Annotated in this window: 13 protein-coding genes; 10 read left to right on the forward strand and 3 right to left on the reverse strand. The window is 49.7% G+C overall.

Annotation, left to right across the window (positions count from 1 at the left end):
• Nucleotides 1-10 precede the first annotated feature (10 nt).
• Both D5S11_RS03155 and D5S11_RS03160 read left to right on the forward strand, forming a co-directional pair.
• Entirely contained in the window at nucleotides 11-7,138 is a 7,128-nt protein-coding gene (locus tag D5S11_RS03155; RefSeq protein ID WP_108724750.1) for an amino acid adenylation domain-containing protein, read from the forward strand.
• 18 nt (nucleotides 7,139-7,156) lie between these two features.
• Entirely contained in the window at nucleotides 7,157-7,372 is a 216-nt protein-coding gene (locus tag D5S11_RS03160; protein WP_007408694.1) for an MbtH family protein, read from the forward strand.
• 44 nt (nucleotides 7,373-7,416) lie between these two features.
• On the opposite strand, the gene D5S11_RS03165 is transcribed toward D5S11_RS03160, so the two are convergent.
• From D5S11_RS03165 to D5S11_RS03175, 3 genes are all read right to left on the reverse strand, one after another.
• Entirely contained in the window at nucleotides 7,417-8,100 is a 684-nt protein-coding gene (locus D5S11_RS03165; protein ID WP_094032812.1) for a YukJ family protein, read from the reverse strand.
• A 117-nt stretch (nucleotides 8,101-8,217) separates the two neighbouring features.
• Nucleotides 8,218-9,348 carry an alanine dehydrogenase gene (gene ald, locus D5S11_RS03170; protein ID WP_003152011.1) on the reverse strand — a complete coding sequence of 377 codons (1,131 nt, stop codon included), beginning with the start codon at nucleotides 9,346-9,348 and terminating at the stop codon, nucleotides 8,218-8,220.
• Nucleotides 9,349-9,451: 103 nt separating this feature from the next.
• A complete protein-coding gene (locus tag D5S11_RS03175) occupies nucleotides 9,452-10,681 on the reverse strand; it encodes a sporulation transcriptional activator AdeR (protein ID WP_007408691.1) in 1,230 nt (409 codons plus the stop codon).
• Between the two features lie 315 nt (nucleotides 10,682-10,996).
• Here D5S11_RS03175 and D5S11_RS03180 point away from each other — a divergent pair, with 315 nt between their 5' ends.
• The 8 genes from D5S11_RS03180 to D5S11_RS03215 all read left to right on the forward strand — a co-directional run bounded on the left by D5S11_RS03180 (nucleotide 10,997) and on the right by D5S11_RS03215 (nucleotide 22,517).
• Nucleotides 10,997-11,290, forward strand: coding sequence for a WXG100 family type VII secretion target (locus D5S11_RS03180; RefSeq protein WP_003152013.1), 294 nt, complete (start codon nucleotides 10,997-10,999; stop codon nucleotides 11,288-11,290).
• Between the two features lie 75 nt (nucleotides 11,291-11,365).
• Nucleotides 11,366-11,605: an ESX secretion system protein YukD gene (gene yukD, locus D5S11_RS03185; protein WP_007408690.1), complete on the forward strand. Its 240-nt coding sequence runs from the start codon at nucleotides 11,366-11,368 to the stop codon at nucleotides 11,603-11,605.
• Nucleotides 11,606-11,619: 14 nt separating this feature from the next.
• Nucleotides 11,620-12,906 carry a type VII secretion protein EssB gene (gene essB / locus D5S11_RS03190; protein ID WP_108724751.1) on the forward strand — a complete coding sequence of 429 codons (1,287 nt, stop codon included), beginning with the start codon at nucleotides 11,620-11,622 and terminating at the stop codon, nucleotides 12,904-12,906.
• Nucleotides 12,907-12,960: 54 nt separating this feature from the next.
• Nucleotides 12,961-17,436, forward strand: coding sequence for a type VII secretion protein EssC (gene essC / locus D5S11_RS03195; RefSeq protein WP_108724752.1), 4,476 nt, complete (start codon nucleotides 12,961-12,963; stop codon nucleotides 17,434-17,436).
• Nucleotides 17,433-20,549, forward strand: coding sequence for a type VII secretion protein EsaA (gene esaA / locus D5S11_RS03200; protein WP_108724753.1), 3,117 nt, complete (start codon nucleotides 17,433-17,435; stop codon nucleotides 20,547-20,549). The genes essC and esaA overlap by 4 nt, the downstream gene beginning before the upstream one ends.
• Before the next feature lie 7 nt (nucleotides 20,550-20,556).
• The gene (gene essA, locus D5S11_RS03205) at nucleotides 20,557-21,030 is read left to right on the forward strand and encodes a type VII secretion protein EssA (RefSeq protein WP_007408686.1); all 474 of its coding nucleotides are present in this window, start codon (nucleotides 20,557-20,559) and stop codon (nucleotides 21,028-21,030) included.
• A gap of 60 nt (nucleotides 21,031-21,090) precedes the next feature.
• A complete protein-coding gene (locus D5S11_RS03210) occupies nucleotides 21,091-21,822 on the forward strand; it encodes a (S)-benzoin forming benzil reductase (RefSeq protein WP_094032815.1) in 732 nt (243 codons plus the stop codon).
• Nucleotides 21,823-21,986: 164 nt separating this feature from the next.
• Nucleotides 21,987-22,517 (forward strand): HD domain-containing protein, encoded by a 531-nt coding sequence (locus D5S11_RS03215; protein WP_007408684.1) that lies wholly within the window; start codon nucleotides 21,987-21,989, stop codon nucleotides 22,515-22,517.
• The last annotated feature ends 65 nt before the right edge of the window (nucleotides 22,518-22,582 follow it).

Below are 22,582 nucleotides of genomic sequence, written 5' to 3' on the forward strand. Positions count from 1 at the left end.
AGAGAATAGAATGCATGATACACAACAGCTGCCTCTGACAGGCGCACAGGCCGGTATCTGGTTTGCGCAGCAGCTTGATCCTGATAATCCGATTTACAATACAGGCGAGTACGTTGAGATAAACGGCGCGATCGATGTGAACATATTTAAAACCGCTCTCGAACGCGTGCTGACGGAAGCCGCGTCATTACACGCCCGCTTCGAGGAGGGAGCAGACGGGCCGAAGCAGATCATCAATCCTCCATTTGAGGCTGCGATCGATGTCATAGATGTGAGTTCAGAAGCTGATCCGAAGCAGGCCGCACTCAGACTCATGCAGACAGATTTGGCTGAGCCCGTTGATATGGCGGCCGGGCCTTTGTTCCGCGACATTTTATTTCAGGCGGGACCGGAACGCTTTTTCTGGTATCAGCGCATTCACCACATTGCGATAGACGGCTACGGTTTTTCACTGCTGGCACGGCGTACGGCGCAAATGTACACCGCAATACGGGAAGGACGTCCGGATAACGGGCGCTCCTTCGGTTCTTTGGAGGATCTGGTAAAAGAAGATCAAGAGTACCGCGCGTCTGATCAATTCCTGAAAGATCGGGAATTTTGGATGGAGAAATTTGCGGATGAACCTGATGTCGTCAGTTTGGCAGAAAGAGCGCCGCGAACGTCAACACGTTTTCGGAGAAGCACGGCTTATCTTTCTGAAACGGCTTTACAGCATGTAAAAGCGATTCCGAACTGGCATGAAGCCGTCACGGCCGCAGCGGCGGTATATGTCCATCGGATGACAAACGCAGGGGATATCGTGCTCGGTTTACCGATGATGGGGCGGATCGGCTCAATTTCACTGAATATTCCGAGTATGGTCATGAATCTTCTGCCTTTACGGCTTTCTCTCCGCCCGGATATGAATTTTCATGAGGCCGTCAGCCAAGTGGCAAAAGAAATCCGAAACATCCGGCGCCATCAGAAATACCGCCATGAAGACATGCGCCGCGACCTTAAATTGCTCGGAGAAAATCGCAGGCTGTTCGGCCCGCAAGTCAATGTGATGCCGTTTGACTACGCGCTTGATTTCGCCGGAGCGCGGGGGACCGTTCATAATTTATCAGCAGGGCCCGTTGATGATTTGTCAATTAACGTTTACGACAGAGCGGACGGAAGCGGAATGCGTGTGGACTTTGATGCGAATCCGGAAGTGTACAGCGCCGAAGATATTGAAAACCATCAAAAACGATTCCTGCTTCTGTTGGAATCCGCTGTGAAAGACCAGACACAAAAAATCGGCACACTCAACCTTCTGCTTGAAAGTGAACGTCTCCGCGTACTGGAAAGCTGGAATGACACGCGCAAGGCCGAGAAGCAGAAAAGTCTGCCGGAGCTGTTTTACGAACAGGCCGTAAAAACACCGGACCGGCCGGCAATCATCACCGAAAACGAAGAGCTCAGCTATGCCGAATTGAACAAGCGCGCGAACCAGCTTGCCGGCATGCTAAAGGAAAAAGGGCTCGGACCGGAACAATTTGCCGCTTTGCTGCTTCCGCGGTCACAGGAGTTGGCCGTGGGCATGCTGGCCGTTTTGAAAACGGGAGCCGCATACCTGCCGCTTGATCCTGATTTTCCTTCTGAGCGGATCACATACATGCTCAAAGATGCACAGCCTGCATGCCTGATTACAACGATGGAATTATCCGGCCGCATGCCGGAAGACAGTGATGCAAAAAGGATCATTCTCGATGACCCGGATACGGTAAAAACCGTTGCCGCTCAAAATGCTGACTGTCCCGCTCAGGCGGAATGTTCGCCTTTGCACCCCGCTTATATCATTTATACATCGGGCTCAACGGGCAAACCGAAAGGTGTAGTCGTCACTTTAAAAAGCGTAAGCAATTTCCTCTTATCCATGCGGGAAATGTTTACGCTCGGCGAACAAGACCGCCTGCTTGCCGTTACGACTGCGGCGTTTGATATTTCCGGACTTGAGCTCTTCCTCCCGCTCATCAGCGGGGCGGGGTGCGTCATCGCACGTAAAGAGACGATTCAGGAACCGCGGGCGCTTGCGCACATGATTCACTCATACGGTATTTCAATCATGCAGGCAACGCCGACATTGTGGCATTCATTAGTCACCAATGAACCGGATTCTCTCCGGGCGCTGCAGGTGCTTGTCGGAGGTGAGGCGCTTCCGAATGCGCTTATGCATGCTCTGCTTGAATCAGGCTGTACGGTGACGAATCTGTACGGGCCGACTGAAACAACAATCTGGTCGGCCGCACAGCCGCTTGCAAAAGGCCATACAGGGGCGCCTCCGATCGGAACGCCGATTTGGAACACGCGGGTATATGTGCTGGACGCCGCATTGCAGCCCGTCCCGCCGGGAATCGCGGGCGAGCTTTATATAGCGGGGGAGGGGCTTGCCAGAGGTTATTATAACCGTCCTGATTTAACAGCGGAAAGATTCATTGCCGATCCGTACGGGCCCGCGGGCGCGAGGATGTACCGGACGGGAGATCTCGTGCGCTGGCGTGAGGACGGCTCGCTTGATTATATCAGCAGAGCCGATCACCAAATTAAAATCCGCGGGTTCCGGATAGAATTAGGAGAAATTGAGTCAGTGCTGTCGAAATATCCGGGTATTTCGCAGGCCGCCGTCATTGTCCGTGAAGACCAGCCCGGAGATAAGCGGCTGGCGGCTTACGCTGTCGCGGATCAGCCCCTTGATATCGGCGGACTTCGTGAATATATGGGCGAAAGCCTGCCGGATTATATGGTGCCGGGCGCGTTTGTACAGCTGGAAGAATTGCCGCTGACACCGAATAAGAAGCTCGATCGCAGCGCTCTGCCTGCACCTGATTTTTCCGCTGTCCTGTCTGACAGAGGGCCGCGGACGCCGCAGGAAGAAATATTATGCGATCTGTTTGCCGAGGTTCTCGGTCTCGCGCGGGTCGGAATTGATGACGGGTTCTTTGAATTGGGCGGACATTCGCTCTTAGCCGGACGCCTGATGAGCCGGGTCCGGGAGACGATGGGCGCAGAGCTTGGCATCGGCCGTCTGTTTGATACGCCGACCGTTGCCGGGCTCGCCGCACAGCTTGACACCGCAAAGAGTGCGCGGCCTAAGCTCAAGCCGTTTGACCGGCCGGAGCATATCCCGCTGTCATTTGCGCAGCTGCGTCTATGGTTTCTCTACTGTCTTGAAGGGCCAAGCCCGACTTACAACATTCCGGTGATTGTCCGCATGTCAGGCAAGCTTGACCAATCAGCGCTGAAACACGCCTTTTACGATGTTGTCAGCCGTCATGAAAGCCTGCGCACCGTTTTTCCGGAAAATAAGGGATCATCTCATCAGCTCATTTTATCTGCTGAAGAAGCCCGCCCTGTGTTTACAGTGACACGTGCAGACAAAAACGAGCTCCAAGACATGCTTGCCGCTGCGGCACGATATCGGTTTGATCTCGCTAAAGAGCCGGCCGTCCGGGCCGAGCTGTTTGATCATGGTGACGGCGAGTATACGCTGATGGTTCTCCTGCATCACATCGCAGGTGACGGCTGGTCCTTGAATCCGCTCATGCGTGACTTATCCATAGCCTATATCGCCCGGCAAACAGGTGAAAAAGCAGAATGGGCGCCGCTGGCGATTCAATATGCGGATTATGCGCTTTGGCAGCAGCAGCTTTTAGGCAGCGCGTCTGATTCTGAGAGCTTAATTGCGCGCCAGCTGGATTTCTGGAAGAAAACGCTTGAAAATGTACCGGATCAGCTGGAGCTGCCGTCTGATTTTCCGCGTCCCGCTGAATCAAGCTACAGGGGCGGCGTCATTCCGGTCAACATCGGCCAAGAGCTTCATGCCCGTCTTCTCTCACTTGCCAGAAATCAGCGCGTAAGCCTGTTTATGGTGCTTCAATCAGGGCTTTCCGCGTTACTGACCCGGCTCGGTGCAGGGACCGATATTCCGATCGGCAGTCCGATAGCCGGCCGCAGTGATGACGCATTAGGAGACCTTGTGGGTATGTTCATTAATACACTCGTACTGAGAACCGATACCTCTGGCGATCCGAGCTTTTGTGAGCTTCTTGAAAGGGTCAGGGAAATGAATCTCGCAGCATATGAACATCAGGACGTGCCGTTTGAACGTCTCGTGGAAGAATTGAATCCGGTTCGTTCCCGGTCAAGACATCCGCTGTTCCAAGTGATGCTCGCATTCCAAAATACGCCTGACCCTGTACTCAGTCTTCCTGATATGGAAACAAGCCTGCAAATCAGCAGTGTCGGATCGTCCAAATTTGATTTGACGCTGGAATTGGCTGAACAGCGCCATGACGACGGCACGCCTGCCGGTATTGAAGGTCTGCTGGAGTTCAGTACGGACTTATTTAGAAAAGAAACGGCTGAAGCACTTGCCGGACGCCTGCTTCTTCTGCTCGAAGATGCCGCATCACATCCGGAAAAACCGATCGGAAGCTTAACCATTCTTTCTGATGAAGAGCGCCGGAAGCTTTTGCCGGTTAAACGGGCAAAACAGCATATTCAGCCTCGGCAGACACTGCCTGAACTGTTTGAAATACAGGCCGCCGCAAAATCGGATGAAACGGCGGCAGTTTTTGAAGAGAGCGGACTCACTTATAAAGAGCTGAATGAAAGAGCCAATCAGCTCGCGCACATGATGATTGCCCGCGGCGTCGGCCCGGAGCAGTTTGTCGCACTGGCGCTGCCGCGTTCTTTAGATATGATTGTCGGGCTGTTAGCCGTCCTGAAGACGGGGGCAGCGTATTTGCCGCTTGATCCTGATTATCCCGCGGACCGCATCGCTTTTATGTTACATGATGCCAAGCCTGTATTTATGCTCACCAACCGTGAAGGCGCAAGTAAGCTCTCTGGCGAAAACGGCATGCCGGCCTTCATCCTGGATGATCCGCAGAACAAAGAAACACTTCGGCAATATGCCGTCACGAACCCTGCGGACGCTGACCGGATTCGGCCGCTGTCACCGCTTCACCCGGCCTATGTCATTTACACGTCGGGATCAACAGGTGTGCCGAAAGGTGTCATCATTCCGCACAGCAATGTTATCCGGCTGTTTGAGTCGACGCGGCATTGGTATCACTTTCATTCTGATGATGTATGGACGATGTTTCACTCCTACGCTTTCGATTTCTCTGTCTGGGAAATATGGGGGCCGCTGCTTCACGGCGGACGTCTCGTCGTCGTGCCGCATGACATCAGCAGATCGCCGGAAGCGTTTTTACATCTCCTCGTGAAAGAGCGAGTGACCGTACTTAACCAAACGCCGTCAGCGTTTTACCAGCTGATGCATGCGGAAAAAGAACACAAAGAGCTTGGGCGTCAGCTCGCACTCAGATATATCATCTTCGGCGGCGAGGCGCTTGAGCTGAGCCGGCTTGAGGGTTGGTACAGCCGCCACGCGGACAATCAGCCGGTGCTCGTGAACATGTACGGCATTACGGAAACGACGGTGCACGTCAGTTACCTTGAATTAGACAAAAACATTGCCGAACTGAGAGCAAACAGCCTCATCGGCTGCGGCATTCCTGATCTGAACGTATATGTGCTTGATGACCGGCTGGAGCCTGTGCCTCCGGGCATCACGGGTGAAATGTATGTGGCCGGAGGGGGCGTGGCACGAGGCTACTTAGGGCGGCAAAGTCTGACCGCCGAACGCTTTGTGGCTGATCCGTACGGCCCGCCGGGAACGAGAATGTACCGGACGGGGGATTTAGCCCGTCTGCGGACGGACGGTTCTCTTGATTATATGGGCAGGGCGGACCACCAGATTAAAATCCGCGGCTTCCGGATTGAATTGGGAGAAATCGAAGCGGTTCTCGTCAAACATCCGGATGTCGAGGATGCCGCCGTAGTCGTCCGTGAAGACCGGCCGGGAGATAAACGGCTGGCCGCCTACCTTGTCCGATCTGCCGGCAGCACCTTGGACACAGGAAACATGCGCCGGTTTGCCGAAGAAAGCCTGCCGGATTACATGATTCCGTCAGCTTTTGTCCAAATGAATGAACTGCCGCTGACACCGAATGGAAAGCTTGACCGAAAAGCGCTCCCTGCGCCTGACTTCCAAACGGAGGTCACCGGCCGGGGACCGAGAACGCCGCAGGAAGAAATGCTGTGTGAGCTGTTCGCAGAGGTGCTTCATCTGCCGCGTGTCGGTATTAATGACAGATTTTTTGATTTAGGCGGCCATTCTTTGCTTGCGGTTCATTTAATGAGCCGTATTCGGGAAGCGATGGGAGCCGAGCTGAGTATCGGAACATTATTTGAAGCTCCTACGGTGGCAAGCCTTGCTGAAAGACTTGAGTCAGGAACGGGCACAAGCGCGCTTGATGTTCTTCTTCCGCTCAGAACGGCAGGAGAAGAAACACCGTTGTTCTGTGTCCATCCGGCCGGCGGTCTCAGCTGGTGTTATGCCGGGCTGATGTCTTCTTTAGAGGCTGATTATCCGATATACGGCTTACAGGCGAGAGGCATCGGAAAAAAAGAATCGCTTCCGCAAAGCCTAGATGACATGGCGGCGGATTATATTGAAAAAATCCGCACCGTGCAGCCGAAAGGGCCGTACCGTCTGCTCGGCTGGTCTCTCGGAGGGAATGTCATTCAGGCCATGGCGACACAATTACAGAGCCGGGGTGAAGAGGTTTCGCTTTTGGTGATGCTTGACGCGTATCCGAATCATTTTCTGCCGATAAAAAATGCGCCTGATGACGAGGAAGCCGTCATCGCGCTGCTTGCCCTGGGAGGGTACGACCCGGACAGCCTCGGGGATCAGCCGCTTGATTTTGACGCCGCGCTGACCATTCTCCGCCGTGAGGGAAGCGCATTAGCCAGCCTGGACGAGTCAGTGATGATGAATCTGAAAGACACGTACATTAATTCTGTCGGGCTGTTAGGAACATACAAGCCGAAACCGTTCCACGGAGATGTGCTGTTCTTCAGATCAACGATTATTCCGGAGTGGTTTGACCCGATTGAGCCGGATACTTGGAAACCGTATATTACGGGGAAAATCGAGCGGTATGACTTAGACTGCCGCCATAAAGATATGTGCCAGCCGGGCCCGCTTGCCGACATTGGCGCGATTCTGGCAGAGAAATTAAACGGACGGCGTACAGTCCGGTAAAGAAAGGAAAGAGATGATATGACAAATCCATTTGAACGGGAAGACGGCTCATACCATGTGCTCGTCAATGCTGAAGGCCAGTACTCACTGTGGCCGGCCTATCTGGATGTGCCGGACGGCTGGGAAACCCGCCTCACGAATGAAACCCGCCCCGTTTGTCTCGAATATATTGAAACAAACTGGCGTGATATGAGGCCGGAAAGCCTGAAACAGGCCGAAGCCGCTAAAATGTAATAAGAAAAGCCTGCCGTTATTTCGGCAGGCTTTTTATGCGGACATCAGCCGTTAAGCTGTGTATGATCACAAAATGTATAAGGGTGGCCTTCTTCATCCGTGCACCATGACTGAGACAGAAAAGCCAAAAAGACCGCGGCCCACTGGTCTGCAAACTGGATTAAAATACCGCCGTCGTGCCACGTTCCGTTATCCTTCTTCCAGCGTGTATCAATTTCAATTGGGTTTCCCTGATTCATATGAATATTATGCATGCCGTTTGTCGGCTTGAACCCGAAAATCTTATCAGCGCCCGGCTCCGGCCCGAATTTAGAGCCGTAAATATAGACGGTGGCTTTTTCTGATTTGGCTTTTTGCATGTACGTCTCAATAAAGTCATTTAAGTCATTATCCGGACCGGTGACTTCATGCGGGAGGGGCACCATGTTCCGGGGATCAAACAATCCGCCGCGGACATAATCCAGCGCCAGCTCACGGCTGGTTTCATCAATTGGGGTATATCCATACGGAATGTTGGGCAGCAGGGTGATCGCGCTTGCGTCAAAATGATCGCGTGCCGCATACAGAACCTCTGATTCTTTTGAACTTGACATGACATTGATCGCACAGCGATAGCGCGTATCAGGCTCGCCTAGCACCTCGACTTGAAAATGCGGAGAATCATCATCTGTTTCCCTTTTCATATCTGACACAGTGCCTTTTAATACACCATAGTGCTGAACAGCCATATGAATCCTCCTTTTTCTTCCGGGATATGAATTGATATTCGAGACAGGGGGCCGTTTTTCCTTTTATGAGAAAGAAAAAAGGACAGCCCGCTGATCAGGCTGTCCTCTTCATATCTATTAAGCTTTTGCAGCCGAACCTTGCATTGCTTTTTCAGCAGGCACGTAGTCATAGCCTAAGTCTTTGGCTACCGCTTCATACGTGACATGTCCGTTAGCCGTATTTAAGCCCGCTTTAAGCGCAGGGCTGTCTGCAATGGCTTGTGCCGCGCCTTTATTGGCGATTTGAAGCGCGTAAGGAACGGTTACATTCGTTAATGCGAGCGTAGACGTACGCGGTACGGCGCCCGGCATATTGGCGACAGCGTAGTGAACGACGCCGTGTTTTTCGTAAGTCGGATTATCGTGGGTTGTAATATGATCAACGGTTTCCACAATGCCGCCCTGATCGATGGCAACATCAACAATGACGGAACCCGGTTTCATTTGTTTAACCATTTCTTCCGTAACGAGAGTCGGCGCTTTGGCTCCCGGGATGAGCACGGCGCAGATCAGAAGATCCGCTTCCGCGACGGAATCTGCAATATTTACAGGGTTTGACATCAATGTTTTAATCTGATGCCCGAAAATATCATCAAGCTGACGCAGTCGGTCTGCGTTCAAATCGATCATTGTCACATCGGCACCGAGTCCGACAGCCATTTTCGCGGCATTTGTTCCGACGCCGCCCCCTCCGATGATCGTGACTTTTCCGCGGGATACACCCGGTACGCCGGCTAATAAAATTCCTTTTCCGCCCTTTGGTTTTTCAAGAAACTGAGCCCCGATTTGCGCGGCCATTCTGCCGGCCACTTCGGACATCGGCGTAAGCAGCGGAAGGGAACGTCCGTCCGTTACCGTTTCGTACGCGATAGCTGTCACGCCTTTTTCTGTAAGCGCTTTAGCTAATTCCGGCTCTGCAGCTAAATGAAGGTAAGTGAATAAGACCAGACCTTGACGGAAATACGCATACTCTTCAGCCAGCGGTTCTTTTACCTTCATGACCATTTCCGCATCCCATACTTGCTTTCTGTCCTCCAGAATTTCCGCCCCTGCTGATACATAATCTTCATTTGTAAAGCCGCTTCCGAGTCCCGCTCCGGATTCCACAAGAACCCGATGGCCGTTTCCGATAAGCTGTGAAACGCCTCCAGGTGTTAATGCCACTCGATTTTCATTGTTTTTGATTTCCTTTGGAACCCCGATAATCATGTCTGTTTCCCCCAATGTTTGTGTGATGCTTCAAGTGTAGCGCGATTTTTGCGAAAATTCTTTGTTTGAAACAGAAAATAAAAAAACACGGATTTGTGAAATTTCACGAACCCATGCTGCGAAGTTTGATATCAAGGTAAATCGTAAACTTTTCATTCACATTTTTTAAGTCGATTTCTGCGATCTGGCTGATTCTTTTCAGCCTGTAATTCAATGTATTGACATGGATGTTAAGCGCTTTAGCGGCGGTGTTGACATTGCTGTCGGCATCAATAAAATGTTCGAGCGTTTTTACCATATCGGCTTGGTGCTCCCTGTCATACTGCTCAAGCTTTGACAGGGAATAGTTCATATAGCCGCTGTGCTTGCGTTTTTCATCCAACACATCCAGGTACTGATAAATGCCGAGTTCCGAAAAGCTGAAAAGGTGTTTGGTTTCTCTCACAAACCGCTCTTTCGCTTTTAATACGGAAAGCGCTTCCTGATAGGAGCGGTAAACATAAGAAATCGATTCGTAAATACCGCCGACCGCAATCGACGCATCCTCAATTTTATATCGTTCCTTCAGCTGTTTTTGAATATGAAGGGCGAAGTGCTTTACATCTTTAAAAGGCTGATCGGTTTTCGGCGCGGCTAATAAGATTAATTCATTTGAATCAACAGTCGCCAGCATGACATGAATCTGCTGTGTCGTTTCCTGCAAATATTGCAGCTGCTGTTCCGTCTTTTCAGTCAGCTCATCATGTAAACGGATGATCATGACGCTGAACACGGACGGCAGCGCCATTCCGAGCTTATGAAACCCTTCGGCCATTTCGGCTTCCTGATAAATATGGCCGGTCAGCATTTTCCAAAAAAACTCCTGGCCCCGCTCTTCGATTTTCGTTTTGCGGATCTGCAGGTGCAAAAGTTTGTTCCGCACCGCTTTGGCTGCCAGCTGAAGTGTCTTCAGATCTTCGTCATTGAGCTTTTTTTTGATCTCAAGCGCCCAAATAAATCCGAGAACCTGACTGTTTTTCCAGATAGAAATCGCCACGCGGTTGCTCAGGCCCACCTCGTCAATTTCTTTCACTTTGATCGGCTGGTCCGTTTTTAAAAGGGCCGGAATGGTTCCGTCTTTCCAGAGTTTGTTGATGACTTTTTCCGGCACCCTCCGCCCGATAATCGTCGACGTCCGGGCCGGATCTGTACAATCGCTGTGCGTGCTGTATGCAAGCAGTTTATGATTAACGTCTTCTATTGTAATGGGGCATTGAAGAACTTCACTGATATGGTCGGCAACATCTTCAAGCCTGTCGAAACTGTACTTAAATGGATCCTTTGGATTGGTCATCTGTATCCCTACTTTTTCATAGCTTCATATCTTGATCTTACCATCTTGCTTTTCAGACTGAAAGGCATCTTTGCAGGGAAATAGACTAGGACAATAAGATCATTCGATGAAAACGAAAATAATAAGAAAATAATACTACTACATTTACAAAATGTGTAAATATACCGAAAAATCCAATATATCATAAGACTCATTTTGTAAAATTAAAACAGATTTGTTTGACTGTTCCGAATGGTTGTTTTTATAATAATGACGTTCAAAAAATAAGTGAATTAGCCCATATTTAGGCTGATGACACAGGAGGGTATAAGGAATATGTCTGGATTAATTCGTGTCACACCCGAAGAGCTAAGAGCGATGGCTAAGCAATATGGCGTTGAAAGTCAGGAAGTCATGAATCAGGTTGACCGCCTGAACCGCATGATTTCTGATTTGAAAGGCATGTGGGAAGGTGCTTCAAGTGAAGCATTTGCAGATCAATATGAGCAGCTGAAACCTTCATTTATTAAAATGTCTGAATTGCTTCAAGATGTGAATCATCAGCTCGATCAAACGGCAAATACGCTTGAGTCTACTGACCAAGATATCGCTAACCAAATTCGCGGATAATAAGATGAATGAAGAAACGGAGCGCCTGATTCAATCAAGAAGACGGCGCTCTTTCTATGTAAGGGTGATATGAATATGTATATCGATATTACAATAGATTTAACACATTATAACGGCAGCGTCTTCGATCTCAGATTGTCAGATTACCATTCTGTGAAAAAAGTCATTGATATTGCCCGGCAGGCTCAGCATGTATCCGTTCCGCCGCGTGAAGGCTATTGGATCAGAGTGGTCAATAAAGAAGCGGTTTTTTCCGGAGAACAAAAGCTATCTGACTGCGGCATTACGAACGGAGACCGCCTTGAAATTTTATGAAAGGACATGGTGGAATGACAGGTCATAACAGATCTTATTTAGAAACAGAATTAGACGCCGTCCGGGAAGAAACCGAATCAGGCTTCACGTTCACCTTCCAGCGGGAAAAAATCAAGCTTCTTGACGGGCTGGAAGCAAACGTGATTAAAGATGCTGATCCTTTTTTTCAAAAAGAGGTCTCAGTTTCAGAAGACGAAGTAACCATCACAATCAAACCTCCTTCTTCTTATCAGGCTTTCCGCTATATAAAAGGAAAAGATAAAAAAAGCAGGTGGCAATTTGCCTACCGTCTCGTCCAAGCCGTGAAACAGCATAAGCTGAAACGTCTCAATCTGATTGCCGCCCCTGAAAATATCGTGTTTGATAAAGCGCTGACGCCTTACTTTCTTTATTTCGGCGTAAAGGAGAGCCTTCCGCCTTATGAGGAAGATAGAGAAAGGGTGTTAAAAGAGCTCAAAGCCTGTGCGGCGCTTGCAGCTGACGGGGCGTACACCTTCGATGAATATTTGAAGTACAAGGAGACGCTTCACTTCTCTCCTGAGGTGAAAAGCGTGCTAGAGGCGGAGACGATTGAAGAACTGGAAGAAACCATTCAAACCGCAATTGATTCCCTCGAAGAAAGGGACAAGACATACATAAAACTGCCGAAAAAGAAATGGAAAATCCAAAGATACGCCGGTCTGGCGCTTGCCGTCCTCCTTGTGCCGACACTTCTTTACTCCTTATACGTTCTGTTTTTCGCCCAGCCGAAGCAAGAGGCAATTACGGAAAGCAACCGCTATTTTTTAAATCAGCAGTACAGCAAAGTCATTGACACACTCGCCAAATACGATGCGGAAAGCCTCCCGGAATCTGTGCAGTATGAGCTTGCTTCCTCTTATGTGGCAGTTGAAAATCTGAGGGAAGAACAGCGGAAAAATATCGGGAATCTGGTCACGCTGCAATCAGATCCGAAGCATTTCCTTTATTGGATTGATATCGGCAGAGGGGAAAATGAAGAAGCCATCAAAATCGGCCGCAATCTTGAGTACAACCCGTACATCTGGCTCGGACTTACAAAATATAAACAGCAATTATTAGCGGATGACAGTATGAAAGACGACGAAAAGCAGAAAGAACTGGACGCCGTGGAAAGCGAGCTTGCGAAGGCGAAAAAAGAGGCGGAGGAGCAGCATAAAGAAGCGGAGGAAAACGGTGACACCGCCGAAGCTTCCGCCGGACAGGATGAAAGCAAACAAGACAAAGCGAAAGATAACAAAGAGAACGACAAGAAAGATGAGAAAAAAGATGAAAAAAAATAACAGCACACATCAAATGGCCGCAGGTAACGATCAGGCTGTCAGGAGGTTCGCCATATGAGTCTGTTATGGGTCTTTTACCGAGAGCACGTACAAAAGATTCAGCTGTCTGAACTCCCGCCGTCTCAGCCGATTACGATCGGTCCGGATATGAAAGATACAATCACGGTCGGCACACTTCCGTTACGGCAAAACGCCGCAACCCTTTATCGAAAAGAAACAGATCGTTATGATGTTTTCCTGGGAAATAACTGTGCCGGCGAATTGACAATAGGAAATGAAATGCCCTGCCGGATTGAAGAAGAGACGATGCGGCTTCTGCTCACCCCTGACAAAGAAGAATCCTCCGTTTATTTTATCGGCGGGAAGGATGAGATCGTTTTCTCATCAGAAACAGAGGAAGCGGATATATACAAAGAGCCGTCCTCCGCTCAAACAGGGGCTTTTTATCTGCGAAAGTCGGGAGGATGCTGGTCTGTCGTCCCTGATGGCCAGGACGTTTATGTGAACGGAAAACTTGCAGAAGCTCCCGAAAGGCTCCGGACGGGAGATGAGCTGCTGTGGGATTTTCTGCGTGTGAGGCTGACGGAGGACGACCTTTTAGAAATCGTTCATCACGAAAAGCTTCAAACCGGTTTAACCAAAACGGTAAAACCAAGCACCGAAATGAAAAAGAAATACCCGCAATATCGAAGAACGCCGCGTATGGTCTACGATCTTCCAGAAGACCGCGTTTCATTCAGCTTTCCCTCGCAGGAAAGCGAACAGAATAACCGGGGGCTGTGGCTCGTCATTCTGCCTCCTTTGGTCATGCTGATTGTAATGGGGGTTGTCGCCATTATACAGCCGAGGGGCATATTCATCCTTGTCTCTTTGGCGATGTTTATGATGACTCTCATTACGTCCACCGTGCAGTATTTCCGTGAAAAAAACCAGCGGAAAAAACGGGAGGAAAAACGGGAGCGTGTGTACAAGCAGTATTTAGAAAGCAAGCGGAAAGAGCTTCAGACGCTGTCGGAAAAACAGCTGCAAGTGCTGACGCATCATTTTCCCCCGTTTGAAAAAATGAAATATTTAACTTCTGAAATCAGCGGCCGCATTTGGGAGAAATCGCTGGAAAGCAGGGATTTTCTGATGCTTCGGCTCGGAACGGGCACGGTCCCAGCAAGCTACGAGATTTCAATGAGCGGCGGAGACCTGGCGAACCGTGATGTGGATGACTTGATGGAGCAGTCGCAGCACATGCAGCGTGTGTATAAAGATATCCGCCATGCGCCCGTGACCGTTGATTTACAAGAAGGGCCGATGGGGCTTGTCGGGAAACCCCAGATCGTCAAAAATGAAATTCATCAGCTGATCGGCCAGCTCGCGTTCTTCAACAGCTACCATGACCTGCGATTTGTCTTTATCTTTCATGAGGACGAATATAAGGAATGGGAATGGATGAAGTGGCTGCCGCAATTTCAGCTGCCTCATATGTACGCGAAAGGATTTATTTACAATGAACAGACCCGCGATCAATTGTTATCGTCCATTTACGAGCTGCTGCGGGAGCGGGATTTGGAAGAAGATAAAGAAAAGAAGATCTTCCAGCCGCATTTTGTCTTTGTCATCACAAATCAGCAGCTGATCGCAGAGCACGTCATTTTAGAATACATCGAAGGCCGGCATGAGCATCTCGGCATCTCGGCAATCATTGCCGCGGAAACGAAGGAAAGCCTGGCAGAAAACATTCACACCCTCGTCCGCTACATTAATGAAGATGAGGGAGACATTCTCATTCAGCAGAAAAAAGCGGTGCAGATCCCGTTTAAGCTGGACAGGCATGAACGGACAAACAACGAGCGGTTTTCCCGGACGCTTCGGACATTGCACCATCAGGTCGGAATGACGAATTCCATTCCTGAAACGGTCTCATTTCTGGAGCTGTTTCATGCGAAGGAAGTAAAAGAAATCGGCATCAGACAGAAGTGGGAGACAAGTGAGTCTGCAAAATCGCTGGCTGTTCCGATCGGCTATAAAGGAAAAGACGACATCGTCTATTTAAACCTGCATGAAAAAGCGCACGGGCCGCACGGATTGCTGGCGGGAACGACCGGCTCCGGGAAAAGTGAATTTCTGCAAACGTACATCCTGTCATTGGCCGTTCATTTCCACCCGCATGAAGCGGCGTTTTTGCTGATTGACTATAAGGGCGGAGGAATGGCCCAGCCGTTCCGCAAGATGCCGCACCTTCTCGGGACCATCACGAATATTGAAGGAAGCAGAAACTTCAGTATCAGGGCGCTTGCATCCATTAAGAGCGAGCTGAAAAAACGGCAGCGGCTGTTTGATCAATATCGCGTCAATCACATCAATGACTATACAAAGCTGTATAAACAGGGAGAAACGGATATTCCGATGCCGCACCTGTTTTTGATTTCAGATGAATTCGCCGAGCTGAAAAGCGAAGAGCCTGACTTTATCAGGGAGCTTGTCAGCGCGGCCCGCATCGGACGGAGCCTTGGTGTGCATTTAATTCTCGCCACGCAAAAGCCGGGCGGCATCATTGACGACCAAATATGGAGCAACTCACGCTTTAAGGTCGCGCTGAAAGTGCAGGATGCAAGTGACAGTAAAGAAATCCTGAAAAACAGTGATGCGGCGAATATTACGGTCACCGGACGCGGCTACTTGCAAGTCGGAAATAACGAAGTGTATGAGCAGTTCCAGTCTGCCTGGAGCGGCGCCCCTTACATGGAAGATGTATACGGCACCGAGGATGACATTGCCATCGTTACCGACACCGGCTTAATTCCGCTGTCTGAGGTGGACGCGGATGATGCGGCGAAAAAAGACGCCCCGGCAGAAATAGAAGCCGTAGTCGAAGAAATCGAGCGGATTCAAAATGAAATGGGCATTGAAAAGCTGCCAAGCCCGTGGCTTCCGCCGCTTGCCGAACGTATCCCGCGCACGCTTTACCCCGCGCAGGAAAAAGACCGCTTCTTCATCGCCTGCGTTGATGAGCCTGATCAGCAAAGACAGGCGCCTCTCGCTTATACGATGATGGATGACGGCAACATCGGCATTTTCGGCTCATCCGGCTACGGCAAGTCAGTGGCTGCCATCACCTTCCTGATGAACTTCGCGGAAGGATACACGCCGGAAGAGCTTCATATGTACATCTTTGACTTCGGAAACGGCACACTTCTGCCATTGGCAAAGCTTCCGCACACCGCAGACTATTTCTTAATGGATCAAATGAGAAAGATCGAAAAATTCATGATCCGCATCAAGGAAGAAATCGAGCGGCGGAAACGGCTGTTCAGAGAAAAAGAAGTCAGCCATATCAAAATGTACAATTCGCTCAGTGAAGAAGAGCTGCCGTTTATATTTATCACAATTGACAATTTCGACATCGTAAAAGATGAAATGCATGAATTAGAAACGGAATTTATCCAGATTTCACGCGACGGGCAAAGCTTAGGCATTTACTTCCTGCTGACCGCTACGAGGGTAAACGCCGTCCGTCAGTCGCTGTTAAACAACATAAAAACGAAAGTCGTCCATTATTTAATGGATCAGTCAGAAGGATACTCCATTTACGGGCGTCCGCCGTTCAGTCTCGAACCGATCCCGGGCCGCGTGATGATCCAAAAAGAAGAACTGTATTTCGCGCAAATGTTTCTTCCGGCTGAAGCGGAAAATGACCTCGAGATGTTCCAGGCGCTGAAAGCCGATGTCAAAGCATTAGCTGAGCGCCACGCCGGAACAGCCGGCCCAGACCCGATTCCGATGCTTCCGGATAGGCTGACGGCCGGCGAATTTTCACTCCGTCTCGGCCCGGATCAAGAGCCGTTCCGCATTCCTGTCGGGCTTCATGAGGAAAAGGTCAGCCCTGTGTACTTTGATCTGGGCAAAAATAAGCATTGCCTTATCTTAGGCCAGACACAGCGGGGAAAAACAAATATCCTGAAAGTGATGCTGAATCACCTGCTGCGTGAAGGTGCGGAACAGGTCGGGCTGTTTGACTCGATTGACCGCGGGCTGTCGCAGTATGCGCAGGAAACAAAGGTCAGCTATCTGGACACAAAAGAAGACGTCCGGCAGTGGATTGAAACGGCAGAAGCTATTTTCACGGAGCGCGAAGCTCAGTATGCGCAGGCCGTCAAAAATGGCGATGTCCACAAACTCAGTTTCTCTCCGGTCGTGTTAATGGCCGACGGCATTACAAGATTCCAGCAGACGATCGACACCGCCATTCAGGACAAGCTGGCGATGTTTATGAAATCTTACGCGCATGTGGGCTTCAGTTTTATCCCGGCGGGCAATCACAGCGAATTCTCAAAAGGCTATGATTCCTTAACGACGGAAATGAAACAGATCCGCCACGCGATGCTGCTTGTGAAAAAATCCGAACAAAATGTCATTCCGCTGCCTTACCAAAGGCAGGAACCGGACATTCAGCCGGGCTTCGGCTATTTGGTTGAAAACGGGAAAGAGCAAAAAATCCAAATACCTTTATGTTCAGCGGAAAGGGAGGCCGTCAGATGACTGAACAACGAAAAAGCCTGATCAAATTAATAGCCGCGGTCGTCATCATTCTGCTGCTGCCGGTGCTGTTTTTCCGGTTTATCGGCGATGACCCGGGAAAACAAAAAATCAACGCCACCCGCCAAATCGCAGTCGTGAATGAAGACATGGGCTTACAAACAGATGAAAATGAGGAAGAGGAATCCGTCCATTTCGGCAAAGAAGTAGCGGCCGCTCTCGGCGGCCGTCCGGATTATTCATGGACGGTTGTCAACAGGAGCGCGGCTGAAAACGGTCTGGCGGCTAAGAAGTATGACGCCGTCGTTTACATTCCATCCGATTTTTCAAAAGATATCTTAAGCTATGACAAGGAGCGTCCGCAAAAAGCCACGCTGACATTCAATATTCAAAGCAACCTGAACGCCGTCAACAAAGAAAAGGTGCAGCGTGAGCTAGAAGACGCCCAAAAATCAATGAATAAAAAAATGTCGGCATTATATTGGAATTTCGTCTCGCAAAAAGTGAACAATGTCCGAGGCGATTTTGACAAGATCGTCAATAAAGAATCAGAGTTTCAAAACGTCATGTACAACTTTTACAAGCCGAGCTCCAATGACTTGGCAGGTGAAATCAAGCGGCAAAAAGACCTGATTGACGAACTGAAAAAATCAATGAATGAAGCGCAGGGCGCGGCAAAAGAAAAATTGACCTCGGCAGATGAAGCCAAAACCACGCTCAAAGACTTTGCCGATACGGTCGAGCGCTATAAACAATATCAAGAAAATCAGAAAAAACTGCTGATGGCCGCGCAGGAACAAAATCAAAAGCAAATCACAACCGGACTGAATGCCATTAAAGCACAGCAGGCCGCCAACCAGTTCAGCACGATGATGAGCGGACTGTCCTCCGGCATAAACCGGGCGCAGACACAGCTTGACCAGACGGGATCGGCTCTTTCTGCCGCCCAACAGGTGAGAGAAGCGCAGGTTCCTGATCAGGAACACGGGATGGCGAATATTCAATCCAATTTACTGGACAATTATTTGACTCAATATAAAGCTCAAGCAAGATTTGAAACACTGAACAGTATCCAAACCCTTATGAAAAGGGATCGGCCGGCATTAACCGTTCCGGAAAAGGACCCGGGTGATGACGGCTCGGATGAACCGAAAGAAGAAGAAAAACCGGAAGAAGAAAAACCCGGCGATCTGAAAATTGACCTTGACGATCAGCGTGACGAGTTAAAACGCATCTCCGCTGAAATCAATCACATTTCTGACGGATTAAAAGAACCGGAAAAAGAAAATCCGGCCCCTGAAAAACCGGGCCAAGGCGATGACGGTGAAAACTCCGGCGATACCGATCCGAATAACGGAACGAATCCCGGAGAAGACGGAAAAACGGAAGACGGCACAAAAGAAGAGCTGCCTGCTTCCGATAACACAGGCGATCAGGAGCCAAAAACCGTCCAGACCGCGACAGCCGCTAAAAACGTCACTCCGCCTGCTGATGAGCCGGCGGACGATCCAAACGATTCTGAAGAGGACGGCGGCACGGACATATCTGAGGCGAAAGAAAGGCTGAACCAAGCCGCAGAGCGGATTCAGCAAATTGAAAAAGAGCTGGAAGAGAAACAGCAGACTCATAATGAAGAACTGAAAAAACGTCTTGATGCTCTTGATGAAGAAATCCAAGGCCTTCAAGACCAGATTGATGACGTCAAAAAACGTGCAAAGAAAAAGCTAGAGGAATTGAAAGAAACGAGAAAACAAGACTTCAATACCGTTTACAGATTGATTGTAAGAACAGAACAGAACATTTTGAACTACCCGTCATTGGATAGCGGCCGCAAATCTGCTCTTGAACAGATATTTGCCGCTGACATCAATACAAAAGAAATATCCGATTTAATGAGTTACTATAATGATTTATCCCTGTATGAGGCGACACTTTATCACTCTCTTGACGCGGGCTCGCTGCCTGATGTGAAAAACAGGGTGCTGAAAGCCCAGCAAGGCGAAGTCCAAACCGTTCTTGCCATCAAACCGGTGGAAACGGCAAGCTGGGAAAATCTAAAAAACAACAAAATGCAGACAGATGAAGACATCAGCAATTTCATTAAAGGCATGACCGAATTCTCGGATAACTACAGCTCGTATATCAGAGATGAACAAGCCGGAGTGCTCGATGAGCTCGCCAGCATTTCAGACAGCGCGGCGAAAGCATCCGATCAGCTGGCTGAAGGCGCCGTGCAGGAAGCGGCCGCGTTCAGCGGAGACGGATTAACCGGAACGATGGCGCTCGGCGCTCAGGATACCGTCGGCCGCGAAGTCCTGCAAATGTCTGACACGATGGGCCATCTGTCAGAACGCCAGTCCGGCATCATCAGCTATACCGACAATATGCAGCAAAGCGTAAATGATGTCCAGCATAAAGCGGACACCCTGAACAGCAACTGGGGCAAAAACGTCGATTCCACGAAATTGATCAGAAATGACGTGTACGGCATTTTAGGGAACGCGCTCGTTGACGGACAGGAAAACGGCTATGTTTACGATTATCTCGCCAACCCGCTTAAAATCAGCGGAGAGGTGCCGGAAGACCGGGTTCAGAATGTTCCGCCGGTCGTCATTTTGGTGATCGTCCTGATCAGCAGTCTTCTGATCGGCTATTTCAGCTCGTATTATCAGCAGGCGCCGCTTCTTGTCAAAGGCGCGCTCTTTGGGATTTTAAACATTATGGTCGGATTGATGATCAGTCTGTTCGGTCTGAATATCTACTCGCTTCCGGACGATCAGACGATTAAATGGTCAGTCTTTACGATTCTCTTGCTTGCGGCGAGTTCAGCTTTTATCCGGGCAGCCTTTGTCTTCAGCTCAATCACCGGATGGATTGCATCATCCGCGCTCATTCTCTTTTATGTGGCGCCTTTGATCGACCTGATTATGCCGAACTTCACCTTTGACAGTCCGGTTTCGAAAGTCTATATCGATATTCAATACGGAACGGGCCATCTGTTTGCGATGGGGGTAACGGTTCTTGCGATTATTACGCTGATTGCGGCGGCGCTTCCGCTCGTCATTCGGCTGTTTGCGGAAAAAACGGAGGAAAGTGATCAGTCTTATGAGGCGTAACACGTTCATGGAAAAAGGATTGCTGCTGTTTGCTCTCTCCTTTTTCCTTTTCCTTCCCCAAGCCGCAGCCGCGAATGAGGAAAATACTGATGTCAAGCCGAATGAATATGAAAAGAAAGACATTGAAATTCGTACGGATTACCTGCACGACGATGCCTACTCCGAGGAAAAAACGGCGCTTCCGAAAGAACAGAAGGATATTACCTTTGATCAGCCGGCCGAAAACCCGGATGACAAACTGATATCAAAGTTGTTTACATCGTCAGACACGGAGCCGAATACGATCAAAGCGCAATCGAAAAAACTGGGTATCACATTTGCCGAGCCTGCGGTGCGGCGTACCTCGGCAGATATGGAAACGGAAGAGAAAAAGACTTCTTATCTGCTTCCTGTCATTTATGCCGTCTTGATCCTCCTCGGGATTGCGGCGATGATCTATCTGATCCCGAAAGTCACGGCGCAGGAAAAGGCAAAGCGGTAAACGAATCGCTTGTGTTTGCGGGAAGACAGCCCGTAAAATAAGAAAAAAAGGAGGAGTTTCATGCAGTTTTTTCTTATAACAGGCGCGTCAAAAGGCTTGGGCCGGGCGCTGACGGAACAGGCGCTTCAAGAAGGAGCCGAAGTCGCCGCGCTTTCAAGAACGATAAGCGGGGAAAAGCGCGAGGGGCTGACAGAATACAGTGTTGATTTAACCGATCTGGCAGATACCGGGCGGCAGATGAAGGCGATTCTTGATCAAGCAGAGGAGAAGGGGTACTCGACCGTCACACTGATCAACAATGCCGGAATGGTGGAACCGATCAAGCGGGCGAAAGAGGCTTCCGCCGAAGAATTAAACCGCCATTACACCCTTAATCTGACGGCGCCCGTTTTGCTCAGCCAAATGTTCACAAAGCGTTTCGAAGCGTTCAGCGGCAGCAAAACAATTGTCAACATCACATCGGGCGCGGCGAAAAATCCTTATAAAGGCTGGAGCGCGTATTGCAGCTCAAAAGCGGGGCTTGATATGTTTACGAGAACATTCGGGTTTGAACAGGAAGATGAAGAGCTGCCGGTCCGCATGATCTCATTCTCGCCGGGAGTGATGGATACAGACATGCAGGCCGTCATCCGTTCTTCGTCAAAAGAAGATTTCCATGACATCGAGCGGTTCCGCAATCTGAAAGAAACGAAAAACCTCAGAAGCCCGGAATACATCGCCGGCGTCATTCACTCACTGATCGCGGGCGAGCCGGAAAACGGACGGATATACGATATCAAAGAATTTTTGTAGAGCAGCTTTTACGCTGCTCTTTTTTGTTTGTACAATCACTTCGGGGTCCGGCGGCATATGATGAATGAAACAACGTATAAGGGGTATAAGAAATGTATCAGATGAATTGAGTTTCTTCTCGATTTATGTTAGGATTCTAAAAATATAAATAAGGAGGGGTTTCCATGAGAAATGTAACGTTAATGGATGTCTTCACCCATCCAATCGCACAAAAGTATTTACAGCGTTCCGGTGTCGCCCATGCGATCGCCTGCGCGTTTCATGCATACCGTCTTGCCGTAAAAGCAGGTGTCAGCCCGGACCTTGCGGCGAAAGCGGCTTTACTGCATGACGTCGGCCATTATGAATGGTACACAGACGGCAAATGGGATTATGAAAAGTACAGAAGAAACGATATCCATGCCATTAAAGGCGCGGAACGGGCGCATAAGCTGCTCATCCGGCTCGGTGAAGAACCGAAAGCGGCGAAGGACATTGCGCTGGCGATTCTGCTTCACACCGATTCCTATCTGCCTGAAGGCGAACTGGACAAGAATACGCTCCAGCAAATCGTGAAACAAGCGGATGAACTCGATGAAGAACCCGGCGGACATCACCATTACCGCCAAATGGATCACACGGCCGCGCTCAAACAAATCCAAAAGCTTGATCAGTTAATTGACCAAGCCCAATATCCCTTAAGAAGCTCAGTCTAGGCCACTCATGCGGCCTTTTCCGCTTACATAACTCCGCATGCTCACTAACACCTTTTCCGCTCCGA

It is taken from the genome of Bacillus sp. L75 (assembly GCF_003676355.1).
In the GTDB taxonomy this organism is placed as follows: domain Bacteria; phylum Bacillota; class Bacilli; order Bacillales; family Bacillaceae; genus Bacillus; species Bacillus velezensis.

Bases quoted from the DNA above. Each gene is read 5' to 3' on its own strand.
- esaA (WP_108724753.1), top strand. From the start codon at position 17,433: ATGACTGAACAACGAAAAAGCCTGATCAAATTAATAGCCGCGGTCGTC.
- essC (WP_108724752.1), top strand. From the start codon at position 12,961: ATGAGTCTGTTATGGGTCTTTTACCGAGAGCACGTACAAAAGATTCAG.
- D5S11_RS03165 (WP_094032812.1), bottom strand. From the start codon at position 8,100: ATGGCTGTTCAGCACTATGGTGTATTAAAAGGCACTGTGTCAGATATG.
- essA (WP_007408686.1), top strand. From the start codon at position 20,557: ATGGAAAAAGGATTGCTGCTGTTTGCTCTCTCCTTTTTCCTTTTCCTT.
- D5S11_RS03180 (WP_003152013.1), top strand. From the start codon at position 10,997: ATGTCTGGATTAATTCGTGTCACACCCGAAGAGCTAAGAGCGATGGCT.
- D5S11_RS03215 (WP_007408684.1), top strand. From the start codon at position 21,987: ATGAGAAATGTAACGTTAATGGATGTCTTCACCCATCCAATCGCACAA.
- ald (WP_003152011.1), bottom strand. From the start codon at position 9,348: ATGATTATCGGGGTTCCAAAGGAAATCAAAAACAATGAAAATCGAGTG.
- yukD (WP_007408690.1), top strand. From the start codon at position 11,366: ATGTATATCGATATTACAATAGATTTAACACATTATAACGGCAGCGTC.
- D5S11_RS03155 (WP_108724750.1), top strand. From the start codon at position 11: ATGCATGATACACAACAGCTGCCTCTGACAGGCGCACAGGCCGGTATC.
- D5S11_RS03160 (WP_007408694.1), top strand. From the start codon at position 7,157: ATGACAAATCCATTTGAACGGGAAGACGGCTCATACCATGTGCTCGTC.
- D5S11_RS03175 (WP_007408691.1), bottom strand. From the start codon at position 10,681: ATGACCAATCCAAAGGATCCATTTAAGTACAGTTTCGACAGGCTTGAA.
- essB (WP_108724751.1), top strand. From the start codon at position 11,620: ATGACAGGTCATAACAGATCTTATTTAGAAACAGAATTAGACGCCGTC.
- D5S11_RS03210 (WP_094032815.1), top strand. From the start codon at position 21,091: ATGCAGTTTTTTCTTATAACAGGCGCGTCAAAAGGCTTGGGCCGGGCG.